Origin of the sequence: Serratia sp. 201 (assembly GCF_037027545.1) — a bacterium.
GTDB lineage: Bacteria > Pseudomonadota > Gammaproteobacteria > Enterobacterales > Enterobacteriaceae > Serratia > Serratia bockelmannii.
The window spans coordinates 609,964-625,987 of the sequence record NZ_JAXCHC010000002.1 but is presented as its reverse complement, the minus strand read 5'-3'; the positions used below and the strand labels follow the sequence as shown (position 1 = coordinate 625,987).

General features: G+C 57.6%; 15 protein-coding genes and 1 tRNA gene. 7 read left to right on the top strand and 9 right to left on the bottom strand.

Annotated features, from left to right (window positions below; all coding sequences use genetic code 11):
- Both WA302_RS11250 and WA302_RS11245 read right to left on the bottom strand, forming a co-directional pair.
- A complete protein-coding gene (locus tag WA302_RS11250; protein WP_004928592.1) occupies positions 1-915 on the bottom strand; it encodes an ABC transporter permease subunit in 915 nt (304 codons plus the stop codon).
- Between the two features lie 125 nt (positions 916-1,040).
- Entirely contained in the window at positions 1,041-2,159 is a 1,119-nt protein-coding gene (locus WA302_RS11245) for a branched-chain amino acid ABC transporter substrate-binding protein (RefSeq protein WP_016927040.1), read from the bottom strand.
- A gap of 456 nt (positions 2,160-2,615) precedes the next feature.
- On the opposite strand from WA302_RS11245, the gene WA302_RS11240 reads away from it, so the two are divergent.
- Positions 2,616-2,691, top strand: a tRNA-Asn gene (locus WA302_RS11240).
- A gap of 73 nt (positions 2,692-2,764) precedes the next feature.
- Here the strand turns inward: WA302_RS11240 and WA302_RS11235 are convergent.
- The 3 genes from WA302_RS11235 to WA302_RS11225 form a co-directional block, all read right to left on the bottom strand.
- Positions 2,765-3,973, bottom strand: coding sequence for an aldose 1-epimerase family protein (locus WA302_RS11235; protein WP_043143093.1), 1,209 nt, complete (start codon positions 3,971-3,973; stop codon positions 2,765-2,767).
- A gap of 423 nt (positions 3,974-4,396) precedes the next feature.
- The gene (locus WA302_RS11230) at positions 4,397-4,699 is read right to left on the bottom strand and encodes an XRE family transcriptional regulator (RefSeq protein ID WP_016927038.1); all 303 of its coding nucleotides are present in this window, start codon (positions 4,697-4,699) and stop codon (positions 4,397-4,399) included.
- 4 nt (positions 4,700-4,703) lie between these two features.
- Positions 4,704-5,057, bottom strand: coding sequence for a type II toxin-antitoxin system RelE/ParE family toxin (locus WA302_RS11225; RefSeq protein ID WP_025303493.1), 354 nt, complete (start codon positions 5,055-5,057; stop codon positions 4,704-4,706).
- A 438-nt stretch (positions 5,058-5,495) separates the two neighbouring features.
- Between WA302_RS11225 and WA302_RS11220 the strand changes: the two genes are divergently transcribed.
- Complete coding sequence (locus WA302_RS11220; RefSeq protein WP_043143090.1) at positions 5,496-6,791, top strand: MFS transporter; 1,296 nt, start codon at positions 5,496-5,498, stop codon at positions 6,789-6,791.
- Between the two features lie 26 nt (positions 6,792-6,817).
- Entirely contained in the window at positions 6,818-7,624 is an 807-nt protein-coding gene (locus WA302_RS11215; protein ID WP_127146097.1) for a substrate-binding domain-containing protein, read from the top strand.
- On the opposite strand, the gene WA302_RS11210 is transcribed toward WA302_RS11215, so the two are convergent.
- The 3 genes from WA302_RS11210 to WA302_RS11200 form a co-directional block, all read right to left on the bottom strand.
- Entirely contained in the window at positions 7,599-8,498 is a 900-nt protein-coding gene (locus WA302_RS11210; RefSeq protein ID WP_025303496.1) for a LysR family transcriptional regulator, read from the bottom strand. The genes WA302_RS11215 and WA302_RS11210 overlap by 26 nt on opposite strands.
- A gap of 103 nt (positions 8,499-8,601) precedes the next feature.
- Positions 8,602-8,967 (bottom strand): diacylglycerol kinase, encoded by a 366-nt coding sequence (locus tag WA302_RS11205; protein ID WP_004935528.1) that lies wholly within the window; start codon positions 8,965-8,967, stop codon positions 8,602-8,604.
- 219 nt (positions 8,968-9,186) lie between these two features.
- Positions 9,187-10,311 carry a hypothetical protein gene (locus tag WA302_RS11200; RefSeq protein ID WP_043143083.1) on the bottom strand — a complete coding sequence of 375 codons (1,125 nt, stop codon included), beginning with the start codon at positions 10,309-10,311 and terminating at the stop codon, positions 9,187-9,189.
- A gap of 738 nt (positions 10,312-11,049) precedes the next feature.
- On the opposite strand from WA302_RS11200, the gene WA302_RS11195 reads away from it, so the two are divergent.
- Genes WA302_RS11195 through spt form a run of 4 tightly spaced genes read left to right on the top strand, consistent with a single transcriptional unit; the run spans position 11,050 to position 15,151 of the window.
- A complete protein-coding gene (locus WA302_RS11195; RefSeq protein WP_038629655.1) occupies positions 11,050-12,789 on the top strand; it encodes a fatty acyl-AMP ligase in 1,740 nt (579 codons plus the stop codon).
- Positions 12,786-13,700 carry an NAD-dependent epimerase/dehydratase family protein gene (locus tag WA302_RS11190; protein ID WP_025303500.1) on the top strand — a complete coding sequence of 305 codons (915 nt, stop codon included), beginning with the start codon at positions 12,786-12,788 and terminating at the stop codon, positions 13,698-13,700. The genes WA302_RS11195 and WA302_RS11190 overlap by 4 nt, the downstream gene beginning before the upstream one ends.
- A 31-nt stretch (positions 13,701-13,731) precedes the next feature.
- Positions 13,732-13,992 carry an acyl carrier protein gene (locus tag WA302_RS11185; protein WP_015378483.1) on the top strand — a complete coding sequence of 87 codons (261 nt, stop codon included), beginning with the start codon at positions 13,732-13,734 and terminating at the stop codon, positions 13,990-13,992.
- A complete protein-coding gene (gene spt, locus WA302_RS11180) occupies positions 13,979-15,151 on the top strand; it encodes a serine palmitoyltransferase (RefSeq protein WP_025303501.1) in 1,173 nt (390 codons plus the stop codon). Before WA302_RS11185 ends, spt begins: the two co-directional genes overlap by 14 nt.
- 68 nt (positions 15,152-15,219) lie before the next feature.
- Here the strand turns inward: spt and WA302_RS11175 are convergent, their stop codons facing one another.
- A complete protein-coding gene (locus tag WA302_RS11175) occupies positions 15,220-15,951 on the bottom strand; it encodes an ATP-binding protein (RefSeq protein ID WP_025303502.1) in 732 nt (243 codons plus the stop codon).
- Positions 15,952-16,024 lie beyond the last annotated feature (73 nt).

Sequence of the window (16,024 nt, the reverse complement as noted above, 5' to 3'; positions counted from 1 at the left end):
TTAAACCTTGGCGATCAGCGGCCGGCCGAGCAGCCCCTGCGGACGGAAGATCAGGATCGCCACCAGCAACCCGAAGGAGAACACGTCCTTGTAATCCGAGTTCACCATGCCGGCGAACTGCGCCTCCGCCACCCCGAGCAGCAGCCCGCCCAGCATCGCGCCCGGCAGCGAGCCGATGCCGCCCAGCACCGCGGCGGTGAAGGCCTTGATGCCGATGATAAAGCCGACGTAAAAATCGAAGGTGCCGTAGTTCATGGTGATCAGCACCCCGGCCAGCCCGGCCATGGCAGCACCGATCACAAACACCAGCGAGATCACCCGATCGGTATTGATGCCGAGAATCGAGGCCATTTTGCGATCCTGCTGGGTGGCGCGGCAGATGCGCCCTAGCCGGGTACGCTGAATGATGTAGGTGAGGATCGCCATGCCGAGCAGTGACGCCACCAGAATGAACACCTTGGTGTAGGTGATCTGCACCACGCCGCCGTCGAACTCCAGGCGGAACACGCCGCTCAGCAGCGTAGGGATACCCTGCTGGCGCGGCCCCTGGCTTATCTGCGCGTAGTTTTGCAGGATTAACGACATGCCGATGGCGGATATCAGCGGCGCCAGGCGGGTGGAGTTGCGCAGCGGCTTGTAGGCAATACGCTCGATCACCCAGCCGTACACCCCGGTGATGACGATGGTGAACACCAGCGTGCCGAGGATCAGCAACGGGAACGAGTGCAGCCCGAAGAACGACAGCAGCGCCAAACCGATGGCGCACAGGTAGGCGGAGATCATGTACACCTCGCCGTGAGCGAAGTTGATCATACCGATGATGCCGTAAACCATGGTGTAGCCAATGGCGATCAGGCCATACACCGCACCGAGGGTCAGGCCGTTGATCAGCTGTTGCAGAAAGAATACATCCATAATGAGCAGTCTCGCCTGGTAAGGCCGCCAACGCCGTCCGACGCGGCCCAAAGGTCATCGCGGAACGGGCTCGCCAGGGCGGCGAGCCCGTCTGTCATAGAGTCACAACGTCAGTATTGGGTTGTTCAAAGCTGGTGATATTTGCCCTTGTCATCCCACTGATAGACCACGTAGTCCGAGACCTTCAGGTCGCCCTTCTGATCCCAGGCTTTTTTGCCCATCACGGTGTCGACATCGTGCGACTTCAGCCATTCGGCGGCCTTGGCGCTGTCTTTGCCGCCGGTGGCGTTGAAGGCGGCGGCGATCGCCTGGATCGAGGCATAGGAGTAGAGGGTGTACCCTTCCGGTTCAAAACCGCTGGCACGGAACTTGGCGATCACCGCCTTGCCTTCCGCGATCTGACGCGGATCGTTGCCGAAGGTCATCAGCACGCCGTTGGTGTACTGCGGCCCGCCGGCGGCGGTCACCAGCTCTTCGGTCACCACGCAGTCGCCGGAGAAGAACTTGGCGGTCACGCCCTGCTCGCGCATCTGGCGCACCAGCGGCCCGGCTTCCGGATGGCAGCCGCCGAAGTAGACCACGTCCGGCTTGACCGAGGCGATCTTGGTCACCAGCGCGTTGAAATCTTTCTCACCGCGCGACAGCCCCTCATACAGCACTTCCTTGACCCCGCGCTTGTTCATTGCCGCCTTCGCTGCGTCCGCCAGCCCCTGGCCGTAGGTGTCTTTATCGTGGATCACCGCGATGCGTTTGGCCTTCAGGGTATCCAGCATGTAGTTGGTGGCGATCACCCCCTGCTGATCGTCGCGCCCGCACATGCGGAACATCGTCTTCATGCCGCGCTCGGTGATCTGCGGGTTGGTGGAGCCGGGGGTAATGGCGATGATGCCGGCCTCGTCATACACCTCGGAGGCGGGCATGGTGGAAGAGGAGCAGAAGTGGCCGACCACCGCCGAGACCTTGTCCTGATCCACCAGCCGGTTGGCGACCGCGACCGCCTGCTTCGGTTCGCAGGCGTCATCCCCCTGCACCAGTTTGATTTTTTCCCCTTTGATGCCGCCGGCGGCGTTGATATCCGCCGCTGCCTGCGAAGCCCCGCGCCAATACTGATCGCCGTATGTGGCGTTCGGCCCGGAGAACGGCCCGGCGACGCCGATGACAATATCGGCCTGCGCGGAAAACGCCGTACCTAAACAACCGATGAGCAAAGCAGCGAGCGGACTTTTTATCAATTTCGATGACATTGTTATCTTCCTCAGCACTGTTGTAGCGAAACGCCCTGGGGCGCGGATCAGTCACTTTATGTGTAGACGGGGAAAATAATTTTCTTGAGAGCGCAGTCGCATTCCCCAAAAATGGGTAAGCAAAAATCCAGCCATTGTGACGACGAATACATATTGTTTGCTTATTCATCCTACATATCAGTTGCGGCGCGGCGTGTGGCGGCGTTAGCCGGAGACTGGGCAATACGGCTAGCGCGAGAGGAAGTATGGGAGGGAGAACGGCCCTGCACCATCGCCGTGCAAAGGCGTGTGCAAGCGGCGTCAAAACGATTTGGGATGCAAAAATCAACGCATAGCGATGGAAAATGCCGAAAAACAGCGCAAGGTGCTCATTCCCTCAGCAAACGCACTTTTTTTGCAGTTTAGCGCTTTGACAAACCCCAGGCGCCCCGCTATTATTCGCCCCGTTCACACGATTCCTCTGTAGTTCAGTCGGTAGAACGGCGGACTGTTAATCCGTATGTCACTGGTTCGAGTCCAGTCAGAGGAGCCATATTTAGAGAAGCCCGCTTAAGGAAACTTAAGCGGGCTTTTTGCTTTAACGCTAAATGCATCGACAGGCAGCGTTACTCTTTGGCTATCGGCGCGTCATTCTCATCAATTTTTACCTTGCCCTGAATATCCGCAATCTTCTGCTCCAGATCCGCCACCTGCGCTTTGCTGTGCAGCAAGGTATAGGTCAGATCAAACTGCGCACTGGCGCCTGGCTGCAGCTGCTTAACGCGTTTTTGTTCGCGCTCGATAGTGACCGGGTAGGCATAACTGGTGCCCGGCTCAATCCCCGTGACATACCCCTGTTTTAACGTATCGGTATTCTTCCACAGCGTCAGGACGGGCAACTGGCGGGTATCGAACTGAATCGCCACCCCTTTGTCGCCCGCGTTATTGACCAGCGCCGCCAGTGTCTGATGATTCGGATCCGATAATGGCTTAATGTTAAAGACCATTTCATCGAACCCTTTGGTTGGACCGGCATAGGTTGCCCAGGTCTTCAGCCCGGCTTTGGCATAGTCGTTAAACGGGCTGATGCTGGCCATCGGCGCCAGGAAGCGGGCGCCATTTTCCAGAATCGGTGCGCCGAAATTGCTGTGATAAATAATCTGGTAGTCATGGGGATAATCCGCCCGGTTGGTTAACACATCATGCAGGCGGAAACTGTTGCTGCCGGGCACATAGCGCAATTCGGTCAGGGTTTGCAGATCGGCTTTTTTGAATGTGCTCTCTTTGATCAGGCCGCGAACACGAATTTCATACGGCGCCGTATCCGCGACCTCAACCTCAACCCGCGAGGCCGGCGTATTGCCCGCTTTGCCGTGCAACGTGTACATTTGCCCTCCTTCGGTCACCGGATGCCCGGTCCACTCATAGCCACAACGCACCATCATCTCATTGAAACCTTCCAGCCAGCCGAGCCCATTGCGGCTTTCCAAGTTGATAAAGGCGGGGTTGACCACCTCTTTGACCGGGGAATCCCATCCCATTTTCGCGCCAAATCCTTCTGCCCGCAGGAGGTTCATGCCACGGGTGGGACTCAGCGTGATGGTCAGGCCATCCTCGCTGCGGATAATCACGACTTTGCTGCCTTCTTGCTTACCGCCGTGCAACACCTTCTGCTCAATGCTGAACGTTTTATCCTTAATCTTCAGCGCCTCGCTCGAAATCTTCCAGTTTCCTTTCTCCACGCCATCTTCAGCGCTGGTCAGCACCCAACTCTGCGCCGCCGCCTGCCCTGAAATCAGGGCCGAAAACACCGCCATCACCCATGTCTTTTTCATTTCCCTTCCCCTTTAGCTGAATCGATTTTTTATAAACAAGGAAAATCTACTGTTAAGCAGGTTAAAGAAATGTGATGAGCTTCACCGGGTGAGTATTTGACGAAATAGCGCGATAAAAATACGAATTTCATCGCAGTTTTAATGAAAGACGTTGACTTTTTGCACATGAAACGAGCTACTTATCAATATAATTTGTATCGTTTCAGCTAAGGAGCAAGGAGACAGTTACGGGCAAGCAAGACATCGCGAAGGGAGTGTGGGTGGCTTGTTTAACGCTATCCGGCCCAAACGAAAGCGCTCAGACAGCCTGCCCGTCTTGCGCCTCTTTGCTTTCACGGCCGCCTGGTTGTTTCAAAGCATCCCAGGTACGCAAAGCCCGCTCGGGGAAACCTGAGCGGGCTTTTGCTTTTCTGCCGTTAGCGCTTACAGCACAAATTCGTAGTGCGAACCGTCCGGCAGTTCGATGTCCAGGCGCAGTTTGCCGCCGGCCGCCTCAACATAGCGTTTAAGCGAAGACAGTTTCAGATCGCGGCCCGGTTTTTCCATCACGGCAACGGTCGGCTGCCTGATCCCCAGCGCCTGCGCCATTTCAACCTGCGTTTTCTGTACTTTTTCACGCAGCTCGGCAAGGTGAATGTTCAGCATGATGTCCGCCGCCAGCGCCTGCGCTTTGGCCACGACCTCGGGCTTTTCATCCGCAATAAGCTGTTCCAACGTTCTGCCCATCGCGTCACTCCTTCTCGTTTAATGTGTTCAGCCAGTTCGTGAATTCCCGATCGGCAACCTGGATCATCCGATCGTAAAAACGCTTTTCATTACCGGCTTTATTGCCCGCGCAAAGCACAATGCCAATACGGTACGGATCGAAAGCGAAGAATGCCCGCAACGGTTCGCCTCGGCACTGAATGCGCAACTCTTTCATATTGCTGTAACGTGAGCCTTTAACCGTATCGGCATAGGGTCTGGGCAGCCCCGGCCCCTTTTCCCGCAGGACCATCAATGCGGCAAGTACGCCGGCCCGATCGGCATCGCTGAGCGATCTGTACCAATGATCAAATGCATCCGTTGTTTTAATTTCCCACACGGGACCTCCCTAAAATATAGATCAGTAACTATATAGATGTAAAGCTATAGCAGAGAGGCGCAGGGATAACATGCAAAGGCATACGTGGATACTGCAAGGCTGAACGTACATCCACGTATTTTGCAAACGCAGTGCGAGGTATTCATCTTTTTACGTACGGTATCGAACAATCGTTCAGAGGCACGGGGCGCTTCCCCGCCGCCCCTTTATGAACCCTGTCACAAAAAGCGCATAACGTTTTCGGCGTTCTGCGCAGCGGGCAATGAGCGACAAACTTGTTAACGCCACGTTACATCGGGTTAGGCAACATTGTTAACGCCGATTGATGCGTCAAACGCATCGCGCCATGCGTTTATTGCGCTTATTTACTTTATTTTCCTGAGCGAGTCTTCAGCAACAGGCGCGGCGTCAAGCGCCAATAACAAACTGGAGATAAAGATGCATTCCTCTACCTCACCCATGACCACCCGGGCCAGAACCGGCGCGATACTGCGCGTCACCTCCGGCAACTTTTTAGAGCAGTTCGATTTTTTCCTGTTCGGCTTTTACGCTACCTACATCGCACACACCTTTTTCCCGGCCAGCAGCGAGTTCGCCTCGCTGATGATGACCTTCGCGGTATTCGGCGCAGGTTTTCTGATGCGCCCGATCGGCGCTGTCGTGCTAGGTGCTTACATCGATAAAGTCGGCCGCCGCAAAGGGTTGATCGTGACCCTGTCGATCATGGCCGCAGGCACCTTCCTGATCGTGCTGATCCCCTCTTACCAAAGCATCGGGCTTTGGGCGCCGCTGCTGGTGCTGTGCGGGCGTCTGTTGCAAGGCTTTTCGGCGGGCGCGGAGCTGGGCGGCGTGTCCGTCTATCTGGCTGAAATCGCCACGCCGGGCCGTAAAGGCTTCTACACCAGCTGGCAGTCCGGCAGCCAGCAGGTGGCTATCATGGTGGCGGCAGCCATGGGCTTCGCGCTCAATGCGGCGCTGGAAGAAAGCGCCATTCGCGAATGGGGCTGGCGCCTGCCTTTCCTGTTTGGCTGCCTGATCGTTCCCTTCATCTTCTTCCTGCGCCGCAAGCTGGAAGAGACGCAGGAATTTACCGCTCGCCGTCACCACCTGGCGATGCGCGACGTGTTTAAAACCCTGCTGAAAAACTGGCCGGTGGTGATCGCCGGCATGCTGATGGTCGCCATGACCACCACCGCGTTTTACCTCATCACCGTCTATGCGCCGACCTTCGGCAAAAAGGTGCTGCTGCTCAGCGCTTCAGACAGCTTGCTGGTCACCCTGCTGGTGGCGATCTCCAACTTCATCTGGCTGCCCATCGGCGGCGCGCTGTCGGATCGCTTCGGCCGCAAACCGGTTCTGGTCGCCATGACGTTGCTGACGTTGGCCACCGCCTACCCGGCGCTGAGCCTGCTCGCCGCCGCCCCCAGCTTCAGCATGATGCTGGCCGTGCTGCTGTGGCTGTCCTTCATTTACGGCCTCTACAACGGCGCGATGATCCCGGCCTTGACGGAGATCATGCCAACGGAAGTGCGGGTGGCCGGGTTCTCGCTGGCCTACAGCCTGGCGACGGCGGTGTTCGGCGGCTTTACGCCGGTAGTCTCCACTGCGTTGATCGAATACACCGGCGACAAGGCTTCACCGGGCTACTGGATGAGCTTCGCCGCGCTGTGCGCCCTGCTGGCGACGCTGTATATGTATCGCCGCATCGCCATGCCGCTGCAAACCGCGCGCTAAGCCGCCATCTCAAAAGGAATGATGTCATGCTAAAACTCACTCGTTCGATCCTCGCCGCGCTGGTGTGCGCCTCCTGCAGTACGGCGGCGCTGGCCAAAGACGTGACCGTGATGATCTCCGGCGGCTTCAAAGCCGCGCTGGAGAAGCTGGCCCCGGAGTATGAAGCCCAAAGCGGCGATAAAATCATTCTGGTGTCCGGCCCCTCGATGGGCAAAACGCCGCAGGCGATCCCCGCGCGGTTAGCGCGCGGAGAGCAAGCCGATGTGCTGATCATGGTGGGCGACGCGCTCACCCAACTGGAAAAAGAGCGCTGGACCCAGCCGGGTTCGCGCGTGGAGCTGGCCGATTCGCCGATCGGCATGGTGGTCAAACAGGGCGCGCCCAAGCCGGTGGTAAAAACGGATGCCGACCTGCGCAATGTCCTGCTGCAGGCGGACTCTTTCGCCTATTCCGACAGCGCCAGCGGCCGCTATGTCAGCGGCCAACTGTTTAAAAAGCTGGGTATCGAGGAACAGGTGAAAGGAAAGGCGCATAAGGTTGAGCGCATCCCGGTGGCCTCTGAAGTGGCGCAGGGGAAATACGCGCTGGGTTTCCAGCAGGTCAGCGAATTGCTGCCCGTGGCGGGCGTGACCTTTATCGGCGAGCTGCCGGAAAACGTGCAGTACATCACCCGCTTCGCGGGCGCGGTGACCGCCAAGGCGGAGCACCGCCGCGAAGGCAAAGCGCTGCTGGACTTCCTCACCTCCTCTCAGGCGCAGCCGACCATTCGTGCGACCGGCATGCGAACCGTGCCGGCGCCGCAGCCGGTCAGGCAGAGTGATACTGTTCAGTAATCAGCTTTTCCAACTCGGCGGCGACGAAAGACTGCATGCGGCCGCCGCGTCTGATGAGGCCTACGGTGCGTTTCACCACCGGATCGACCAGCGGTACCGACGTCAACACCGAATGCTCTGAAGCGGGCATCGACATGGCGGGCACGGCGGCAATGCCGATGCCCGCCTCAACCATGCCCAGCATGGTCGTCACATGGCGAGTTTCACACACGCTGGGGCGTTCCGGCACGAGGTGTTCCAGGCGCTGATCGAGCAGATTGCGATTGCCGGAGGTTTTATCCAGCGACACGTAATCCTGCTGATAAAACTCCCGCCAGGTGAGAGTCTTTTTACCGGCGAGCGAATGGTCACGCCGGCAGGCGGCCACGTAGACGTCCCCCACCAACGGCACAAACTCAAGATTAGGCTGCAGCCGCCCGGCGAAGCAGATGCCGAAATCGGCCTGGCCGCCGGTGACCGCCTCGATGACATTGCCTGCGCTGCCGTCGATCAGCTTAACGCGCACGCGCGGATAGCGAAGCCGGAAACGGCGTATCACGTCGGGCATGAAATAGTAGGCCGCCGATGGCACCGTGGCGACGGTGACCAGCCCCACCCGCTCCTGGCTGACCTTATCGATATCGGCCATCACCGCTTCGACGTTCATCAGTAACTGCTCCGAACGTTCGGCGAAGGCCTGCCCGTACAGCGTCAAGGTCACGCGCCGGGTGGTGCGGTCGAACAATTTGATGCCCAGCGCGTTTTCCAGCTTCTCAATCCTGCGGCTCAATGCCGACTGCGACAGGCAGATGGACTCTGCAGCCAGCCGAAAATTGCCGTACTCCACCAGCGCGCGAAACGCATAAAGATCGTTGAGATCAAAATTCACGGGCATAACGGCCAACTCTCCTTGCTGAAATGGCAGAGGACGCAAAACAACGATGATAACCGCTTATATCGCCACGGCAACCGGCTTGCTGGTTGAGCCACCAAAGCCCCTATCGCCCCAGCAGCACCATTCCCCAAATAATGATAGTCATCACCACGGCCACCAGCTGCGCTGCGCCGCCCAAATCTTTGGCGCGTTTGGATAACGGATGTAATTCCAGCGAAATGCGATCGACCACGGTTTCAATCGCCGTATTAAGCAGTTCAACCACCAATAGCAGAAAACTGCAGGTGATTAATAACAGCCGCTCTATATTTGTAATATCTAAACCAAATGTAACAACCAGTAAAATGGCGTTAATAACCAATAATTGGCGGAACGCATCTTCGGTAAGCACGGCGTCAATAAACCCGGCCCAGGAATTCCTTATGCTGTAGGTTAATCGGCTTATTCCTTTTTTCTTTTCCACAGGCATACAATCTGCTCTCGTCAAGACTGCGACAATCACTCGCGAATAAATAACGCGGCGTGAATTTATCACGAGTTTATTAATTAAGGACCTTAACTGTTCTCTTCCAGGAGGCGATGCATTCCCTCACGCGCCGTCACCCTGCCCCTGAAACGGCACCGCCCGAAAATACCCTGCCGCGGTTATTATTCTGAGAACGTGAAAAGGCGATGCGTTATCAGCCGGTTAAAGCGTTTTCTCGAACAAGCGGTAGCGCTTATAGGGAACTGCGCCGATGCGTTCTAAAATCGTCCGCATGCCGGTATTGGTTTCCAGGATCCACGACATTTCCAGCGCGTCGATATTGCGCTTCGCGAAAGGCTCGCGCAGCGCCTCAATAAGCAACAGCGCAATAATCGGCCCGATGCGGCTGAATTGATATTCCTGACGCACGCCCATCAACGGCACGCGCGCGGTGCGCACGCCGCTGACTTTCAGCCGCCACAAGAGCTTCGCCCAACCGAACGGCAATAACCGCCCCTGCAGATCGGCAATCGCTTCGTTGATGTTTGGCAGGCCGACAATAAAGGCACAGGGGGCACCATCCACCTCGGCGATATGGATCATATCGTCGGGCACCAGAAACTTCAGCTGATCCCCCATGGTGGCGAACTCATGCTCGGTGAACGGGACAAACCCCCAGTTATGCTGCCACCCGGAGTTGAACACCTCGCGCAGCACCTGCATCTCCTCGCGAAAGCGCTTGCGATTGAGGCGGCGCACGGTCACCTTTTTGCGCACCTGATCCATCATCCGGGTCAGCGACGGCGAAAAATGCAGATCGGTTCTTTTCATCCAATAGGCAAGCAAATCAATCCCTTCGCTGTAGCCCTGTTGCGCTATCTGGGCCGCGTAGTAGGGTTTCGCGTGCGTCATCAGGGCGGAAGGCGGGGTATCGAACCCTTCGACCAACAGGCCGCTTTCCTGATTGATATTGAGGCTGAATGGCCCGGTGATTTTACGCGCGCCTTTCGATCTCAGCCACTCTTCCGCGACCGTGAATAAGGTGCTGAAAACGGCGGGATCGTCAACGGCGTCAATCATGCCGAAGTGGCCGGTATCCTCGCCATGCAGCTCCCGGTGCAGAGAATCGATTTGCGCCGTGATGCGCCCAACGACTTTGCCATGTTTTTTGGCCACCCATGCCTGCCATTCAATATGGTCGGTGCCGGGATTCTTCTTTGACAGGTGCTCTTCGCGCTCGATATGCAGCGGCTCAATCCAGTTCGGATCATCGCGAAACAGTTGCGAGGGGAAAGCAATAAATTCTTTAAGTTCGCGTTTATCCAGAACTTTCTCAATACGGATCATAAATAGCCTTACGTTTTAATAAAATAATTAAATGAGCGCGCGACAACGCCTTTAGCATTTTTTATGCTGTTCTCTTTTATTGGATTGTGTATTGCCTCCGGTTCAATGATAAGAAAAACCGAATATTACCCCCTGTGAATCAGCGCATTATTGGCTCTACATTCACCCTGTGATGTCCATAATTGATAAAAAAAGGAAACAGAAAGCGGCGCAGCCAGGCTACGCTAATGGTGCTCTTTTATTATTTCGTGCTGTTATGGCAAAAGAAACTCGCCGTTTTTAGTGTACCGACTTTAATCAGGAGGTGTGCCGCCATCTTTACCACTTAATGCTCTTTTTAAGATTAGCCTTAAATGAATCGTTCACTTTTGGATTTCTTGCGGCATACTGTTTAGGAAGTGTTTAAGTTCCAAGATAGCCATGCATGAGGTCATAACCTATGAGCCGACAGTTATTTCCTGCCCGACAGATGCAGACTAAAGAACGGCGAAACCCGGATATTACAATAGCCTCTCGTATATCGCCGGGGTGCCGTTCAGGCTGATAGCACGGGCTACTCGCGCTCTGACCGGTTAATAACCGGCGTGCCGCTCAAGCACGGCAATATACGCTGTTCGCGGAATGAAGATGGTTGAATAACAAACTTATTCAAAAACCTATTCATAGTAAAACATCAATTACCTCGCCAAGAGTGATTTTTCTCTTTTGGTGATTTTTAATCTATGGCTAAGTTTGTCTATGTCTGAAACAAGTTCCGTTCATTCTCTTCCTATGCGCTATGCGGACTTCCCCACTTTAGTGGACGCGTTGGATTACGCGGCGCTGGGCAATACGGGAATGAATTTTTACGACCGTCGCAATCAACTCGTGACCGTTCTCGAATATCGCACGCTGCAGCAAAAAGCGATCTCGGGCGCGCGGCGCTTATTGTCCCTGAAGCTCAAGAAAGGCGATCGCGTGGCGCTTATCGCCGAAACCAGCGCGGGATTCGTCGAAGCCTTTTTTGCGTGCCAATATGCCGGCCTGGTGGCGGTACCGTTGGCGATCCCGATGGGCGTGGGCCAGCGCGACTCCTACACCGCCAAACTGAAAGGGCTGATCGCCAGCTGCAACCCGGCGGCGATCATCAGCAGCGAAGAGTGGACACCGCTCATCGCGTCAGCCACGGAAAACACGTCGGCGATGCACATCCTCAGCGACGAGGATTTTAACGCCTTGCCGGAGCCGGAGATCGCGTTGCCCGCGCCTTCGCCCGACGATATCGCCTACCTCCAATACACCTCGGGCAGCACCCGCTTCCCGCGCGGCGTGATCATTACCCAGCGGGCGGCCATGGCGAACCTGAACGCGATCAGCCGCGACGGGATCAAGCTGCGTGCGGGCGATCGCTGCGTTTCATGGCTGCCCTTCTATCACGACATGGGCCTGGTCGGTTTCCTGCTGACGCCGGTGGCGACCCAGCTGTCCGTCGATTATCTGCGCACGCAAGATTTCGCCATGCGCCCGATGCAGTGGCTGAAACTGATCGCCAAGAATCGCGGCACGGTGTCCGTCGCCCCGCCGTTCGGCTACGATCTGTGTCTACGCCGCAGCAACGCCAAAGAGCTGGCCGATCTGGATCTTTCCAGCTGGCGGGTTGCCGGCGTAGGCGCCGAGCCGATCCCGGCCGAGCTGCTCGGCCAGTTTGGCGAACACTTCAGCAGCATCAACTTCGACAGCAAAGCCTTCATGCCGTGTTACGGCCTGGCCGAGAACACCCTGGCGGTGAGCTTTTCCGATCCTTGCTCCGGCCCGCAAACCAACGCGGTCGACCGCGATATTTTGGAGTACGAGGGTAAAGCGGTCGCGCCGGGCAAAAAAACCCGCGCCGTCTCGACCTTCGTCAACTGCGGCCGTGCGCTGCCCGGCCACCGCATCGAGATCCGCAGCGAAACCGGGCAACCGCTGCCGGAGCGCCAGGTCGGCCATATCACGATTTCCGGCCCCAGCCTGATGAACGGCTATTTCTGCGACGATGAATCTCAGAAGCAAATTCAGGTGACCGGCTGGATGGATACCGGCGATCTGGGCTACCTGCTGGACGGCTATCTGTACGTCACCGGCCGCAAGAAGGACTTGATCATCATTCGCGGCCGCAATATCTGGCCACAGGATATCGAGTACGTCGCGGAATCCGAACCGGAAATCCGTTCCGGCGATGCGATTGCCTTCGTGACTGAAGAACACGACGAAGCGGCCAGGATCATTTTGCAAATCCAGTGCCGAGTCAGTTCGGAAGAACGCCGGGAACAAATCGTGCATTCGCTGAGCGCGCGCATTCAAAGCGAGTTCGGCATTGCGGTGGACATCGAGCTGCTGCCGCCGCACAGCATTCCCCGCACGTCATCGGGCAAACCCGCCCGTGCGGAGGCCAAAAAACGCTGGCTGAGCGCTTCGCTCTATCCGCAAATGCCGCAGCTGGCCGGTTTCGCGCAATGAGCGGCACCGTCGCAGTGACGGGCGCGACCGGCTTTATCGGCCGGCATATCGTCCAGGAACTGCTGGCGCAAGGGTTTAACGTGCGCGCCCTGACGCGGCAAGCCGGAAAAGCCGCTGCGGACAACCTGCAGTGGATCCCCGGCGCGCTGGAAGATCGGCCCTCGCTCACCGAGCTGGTGCGCGGCGCAGAATACGTCGTGCATTGTGCGGGCCAGGTGCGCGGGCATGCGGAAGCGGTGTTCACCCGCTGCAACGTCACCGGCAGCCTGAACCTGATGCAGGCGGCCAGGCAAAACGGCCGCTGCAATCGTTTCTTGTTCATGTCGTCGCTGGCGGCCCGCCATCCGGCGCTGTCCTGGTACGCCCATTCAAAACAGGCCGCCGAGCAGCAACTCATCGCCGCCTCCGGCGATATCGCGCTGGGGATTTTCCGCCCAACGGCGGTTTACGGGCCGGGCGATAAAGAGCTGAAACCGCTGTTCAACGGCCTGCTGCGCGGCGTACTGCCCCGGCTGGGCGCGCCTGAGGCCAAGCTCACTTTTCTGCACGTGAGCGATTTGGCAAAGGCGGTCAGCCAATGGGTGCAGGCCGAACCCGCGCAGCCGAATATTTACGAACTGTGCGACGGCGTGGCCGAAGGCTATAACTGGCTGCGCCTGCGCGACATCGGCGCCGCCGTGCGTCACGGGCCGGTGCGTCTGGTGAGCATTCCGCTGCCGCTGCTGAAAGCCCTGGCGGATATCAGCGTGGTGTGGAACCGCCTGGTCAAACAAGAGCCGATGCTGACGCGCAGCAAAATACGCGAATTAACGCATCACGACTGGTCCGCCAGTAATCACGCGCTGTCGCAACAGATTAATTGGTTTCCACAGGTAAGTTTGGAGCGCGCACTGCGCGAAGGGCTGTTTTAATTATTCCAATTAGAGGTGTGTCAACGTTCTTATGCTAAATCGCGATGCTGTAATGGATTATATCCTGACGTGTTTGCAAGGTATCGTCGAAGGCGGAGTGGAAATAAAACCTGATAGCGATCTCGTCAATGATCTTGGCCTGGAATCCATCAGAGTCTTGGATCTGCTGATGATGCTGGAAGATGAATTAGATATCTCCATTCCTATCAATATATTGCTTGATGTCAGAACGCCGGAGCAACTGCTTGACGCGCTGCGCCCTTATCTGGAGAAAAACCATGGGACTGTATGATAAGTTTGCGCGGCTCGCCAATGACCGTGAGCAATTTCAAACGTCCGGTCTGAATCCGTTCGGCACCTGCATCGACGAAGTCTATTCCGCCACCCAGGGGCGCATCGGCGATCAAAAGATTGTCCTAGCAGGCACCAATAATTACCTTGGCCTGACGTTCGATGCGCAGGCGATCGCCGCCGGCCAGGCGGCCCTGGCCGCGCTCGGCACCGGCACCACCGGCTCGCGCATGGCGAACGGCAGTTACGGATCGCACCTGACGCTGGAACGGGAGCTGGCGGAGTTCTTCGATCGCCCAAGCGCCATCGTTTTCTCCACCGGCTATACCGCCAACCTGGGCGTCATCAGCACCCTGGCGGGGCCGGGCGCCGTGGTGTTGATCGACGCGGACAGCCACGCGAGCATTTACGACGCCTGCGCCCTCGGCGGCGCGGAGATTATTCGCTTCCGCCACAATGACGCCGCCGATCTGGAGCGCCGCATGGTGCGCCTGGGCGAGCGGGCCCGCGAGGCGATCATTATCGTGGAAGGCATCTACAGCATGCTGGGTGACGTCGCCCCGCTGGTGGAAATCGTCGATATCAAGCGGCGGCTCGGCGGCTATCTGCTGGTCGACGAAGCGCACTCCTTCGGCGTGATGGGTGAGCACGGCCGCGGCCTGGCCGAAGCGCTCGGCGTCGAGCAAGACGTGGATATTATCCTGGGCACCTTCAGCAAAAGCCTGGCTTCAATCGGCGGTTTCGCCGTCGGCGGCAAAGGGATGGACGTGCTGCGCTACAGCAGCCGGCCGTATATCTTTACCGCTTCGCCGTCGCCGTCCAGCATCGCATCGGTGCGCACGGCGCTGCAAAAAATCGCGCGCCATCCCGAGCTGCGGGAAAAGCTGTGGAGCAACGCGCACCGTCTGTACCACGGCCTCGCCGAACTGGGGTATACCCTGGGGCCGCGCATCAGCCCGGTGGTGCCGGTGATGATCGGTTCAAAAGAAGAAGGATTGCGTTTCTGGCGCGAGCTGATCGCCCACGGGGTGTATGTAAACCTGGTGCTGCCACCGGCCGCGCCGGCGGGCGTCACCCTGTTGCGCTGCAGCGTCAATGCCGCGCACAGCGATGAAGAGATAGACGCCATCGTGCGCGCCTTTGCGGCGCTGAAAAAATAAAGCCTTCCCTCTCGGCCGCGGCGGCGGTGCCAAAATGGTATCGCCGCCCTGCCGAATCGCTGCGCACCTCAGTGCGCAGCCGTTGATACCCCATCAGCCGAATAGCGATAACCCTGCGCCGCCATAAATTCCCCGATGGCTTTTTCCGCCGCCGAAAGCACCTCCTCGATCGGCCGATCGGCATCGAGATCCACGATGTCGGCGCCTTCGAACGTCAATAACGGCGTGACGGCGATCTTCTTCTCCAACGCCGCTTTGCGGTGATCGGGTTTACGCGCGCAGGCCACGTCCAGACTGACATTCAGCTTGAGTACCAGATCCGGTTTTTGCCCCGCCATCCATTGGAACGCCGCCCGCTCGCGCGCCGCCAGCCAACGGACAAAACGGCTCCCTTCCACGTCGACGGGAAAAACCGTACCGTCGTAAGCGCCGGGGATTTGCGCCTGCGGAAAACGGTCGGTCAACACGATGAACCCTTGCCGACGGTACGCCAGCATGCGGCGGAAACGCAGCAGCCGCCGCCCCACGAAAGCGATGATCACCGCCGACGGCAACAGGCCGATGCGGGATTTTTTCGTTTTGACTTTTTTGGTATTACTCTCGATAGCCTTGCCCACCGAGCGCCCGAGCAGCGGCAATTTCGCCGCCGCGCGGCCGACGTTGCCCGCCTGTTTGCCCAGATGCACTTGCACCGCCGGGCCATAATGTTTCATATACGCGATCAGATGTTCACAAACGGTGGACTTACCCGATCCGTCGCTGCCGATAACCGCAATCAGCGGCGGAAATTTTGCACTCATAATAAGACTCTCTTTCAATACACCAGAAACGGCGTGCCATATTTGAAGCGACCTATCGCTTATCATTGCCGTG

Bases quoted from the DNA above. Each gene is read 5' to 3' on its own strand.
- WA302_RS11195 (WP_038629655.1), top strand. From the start codon at position 11,050: ATGTCTGAAACAAGTTCCGTTCATTCTCTTCCTATGCGCTATGCGGAC.
- WA302_RS11210 (WP_025303496.1), bottom strand. From the start codon at position 8,498: ATGCCCGTGAATTTTGATCTCAACGATCTTTATGCGTTTCGCGCGCTG.
- WA302_RS11230 (WP_016927038.1), bottom strand. From the start codon at position 4,699: ATGGGCAGAACGTTGGAACAGCTTATTGCGGATGAAAAGCCCGAGGTC.
- WA302_RS11185 (WP_015378483.1), top strand. From the start codon at position 13,732: ATGCTAAATCGCGATGCTGTAATGGATTATATCCTGACGTGTTTGCAA.
- WA302_RS11245 (WP_016927040.1), bottom strand. From the start codon at position 2,159: ATGTCATCGAAATTGATAAAAAGTCCGCTCGCTGCTTTGCTCATCGGT.
- WA302_RS11190 (WP_025303500.1), top strand. From the start codon at position 12,786: ATGAGCGGCACCGTCGCAGTGACGGGCGCGACCGGCTTTATCGGCCGG.
- WA302_RS11215 (WP_127146097.1), top strand. From the start codon at position 6,818: ATGCTAAAACTCACTCGTTCGATCCTCGCCGCGCTGGTGTGCGCCTCC.
- WA302_RS11205 (WP_004935528.1), bottom strand. From the start codon at position 8,967: ATGCCTGTGGAAAAGAAAAAAGGAATAAGCCGATTAACCTACAGCATA.
- WA302_RS11220 (WP_043143090.1), top strand. From the start codon at position 5,496: ATGCATTCCTCTACCTCACCCATGACCACCCGGGCCAGAACCGGCGCG.
- WA302_RS11250 (WP_004928592.1), bottom strand. From the start codon at position 915: ATGGATGTATTCTTTCTGCAACAGCTGATCAACGGCCTGACCCTCGGT.
- WA302_RS11175 (WP_025303502.1), bottom strand. From the start codon at position 15,951: ATGAGTGCAAAATTTCCGCCGCTGATTGCGGTTATCGGCAGCGACGGA.
- spt (WP_025303501.1), top strand. From the start codon at position 13,979: ATGGGACTGTATGATAAGTTTGCGCGGCTCGCCAATGACCGTGAGCAA.
- WA302_RS11200 (WP_043143083.1), bottom strand. From the start codon at position 10,311: ATGATCCGTATTGAGAAAGTTCTGGATAAACGCGAACTTAAAGAATTT.
- WA302_RS11235 (WP_043143093.1), bottom strand. From the start codon at position 3,973: ATGAAAAAGACATGGGTGATGGCGGTGTTTTCGGCCCTGATTTCAGGG.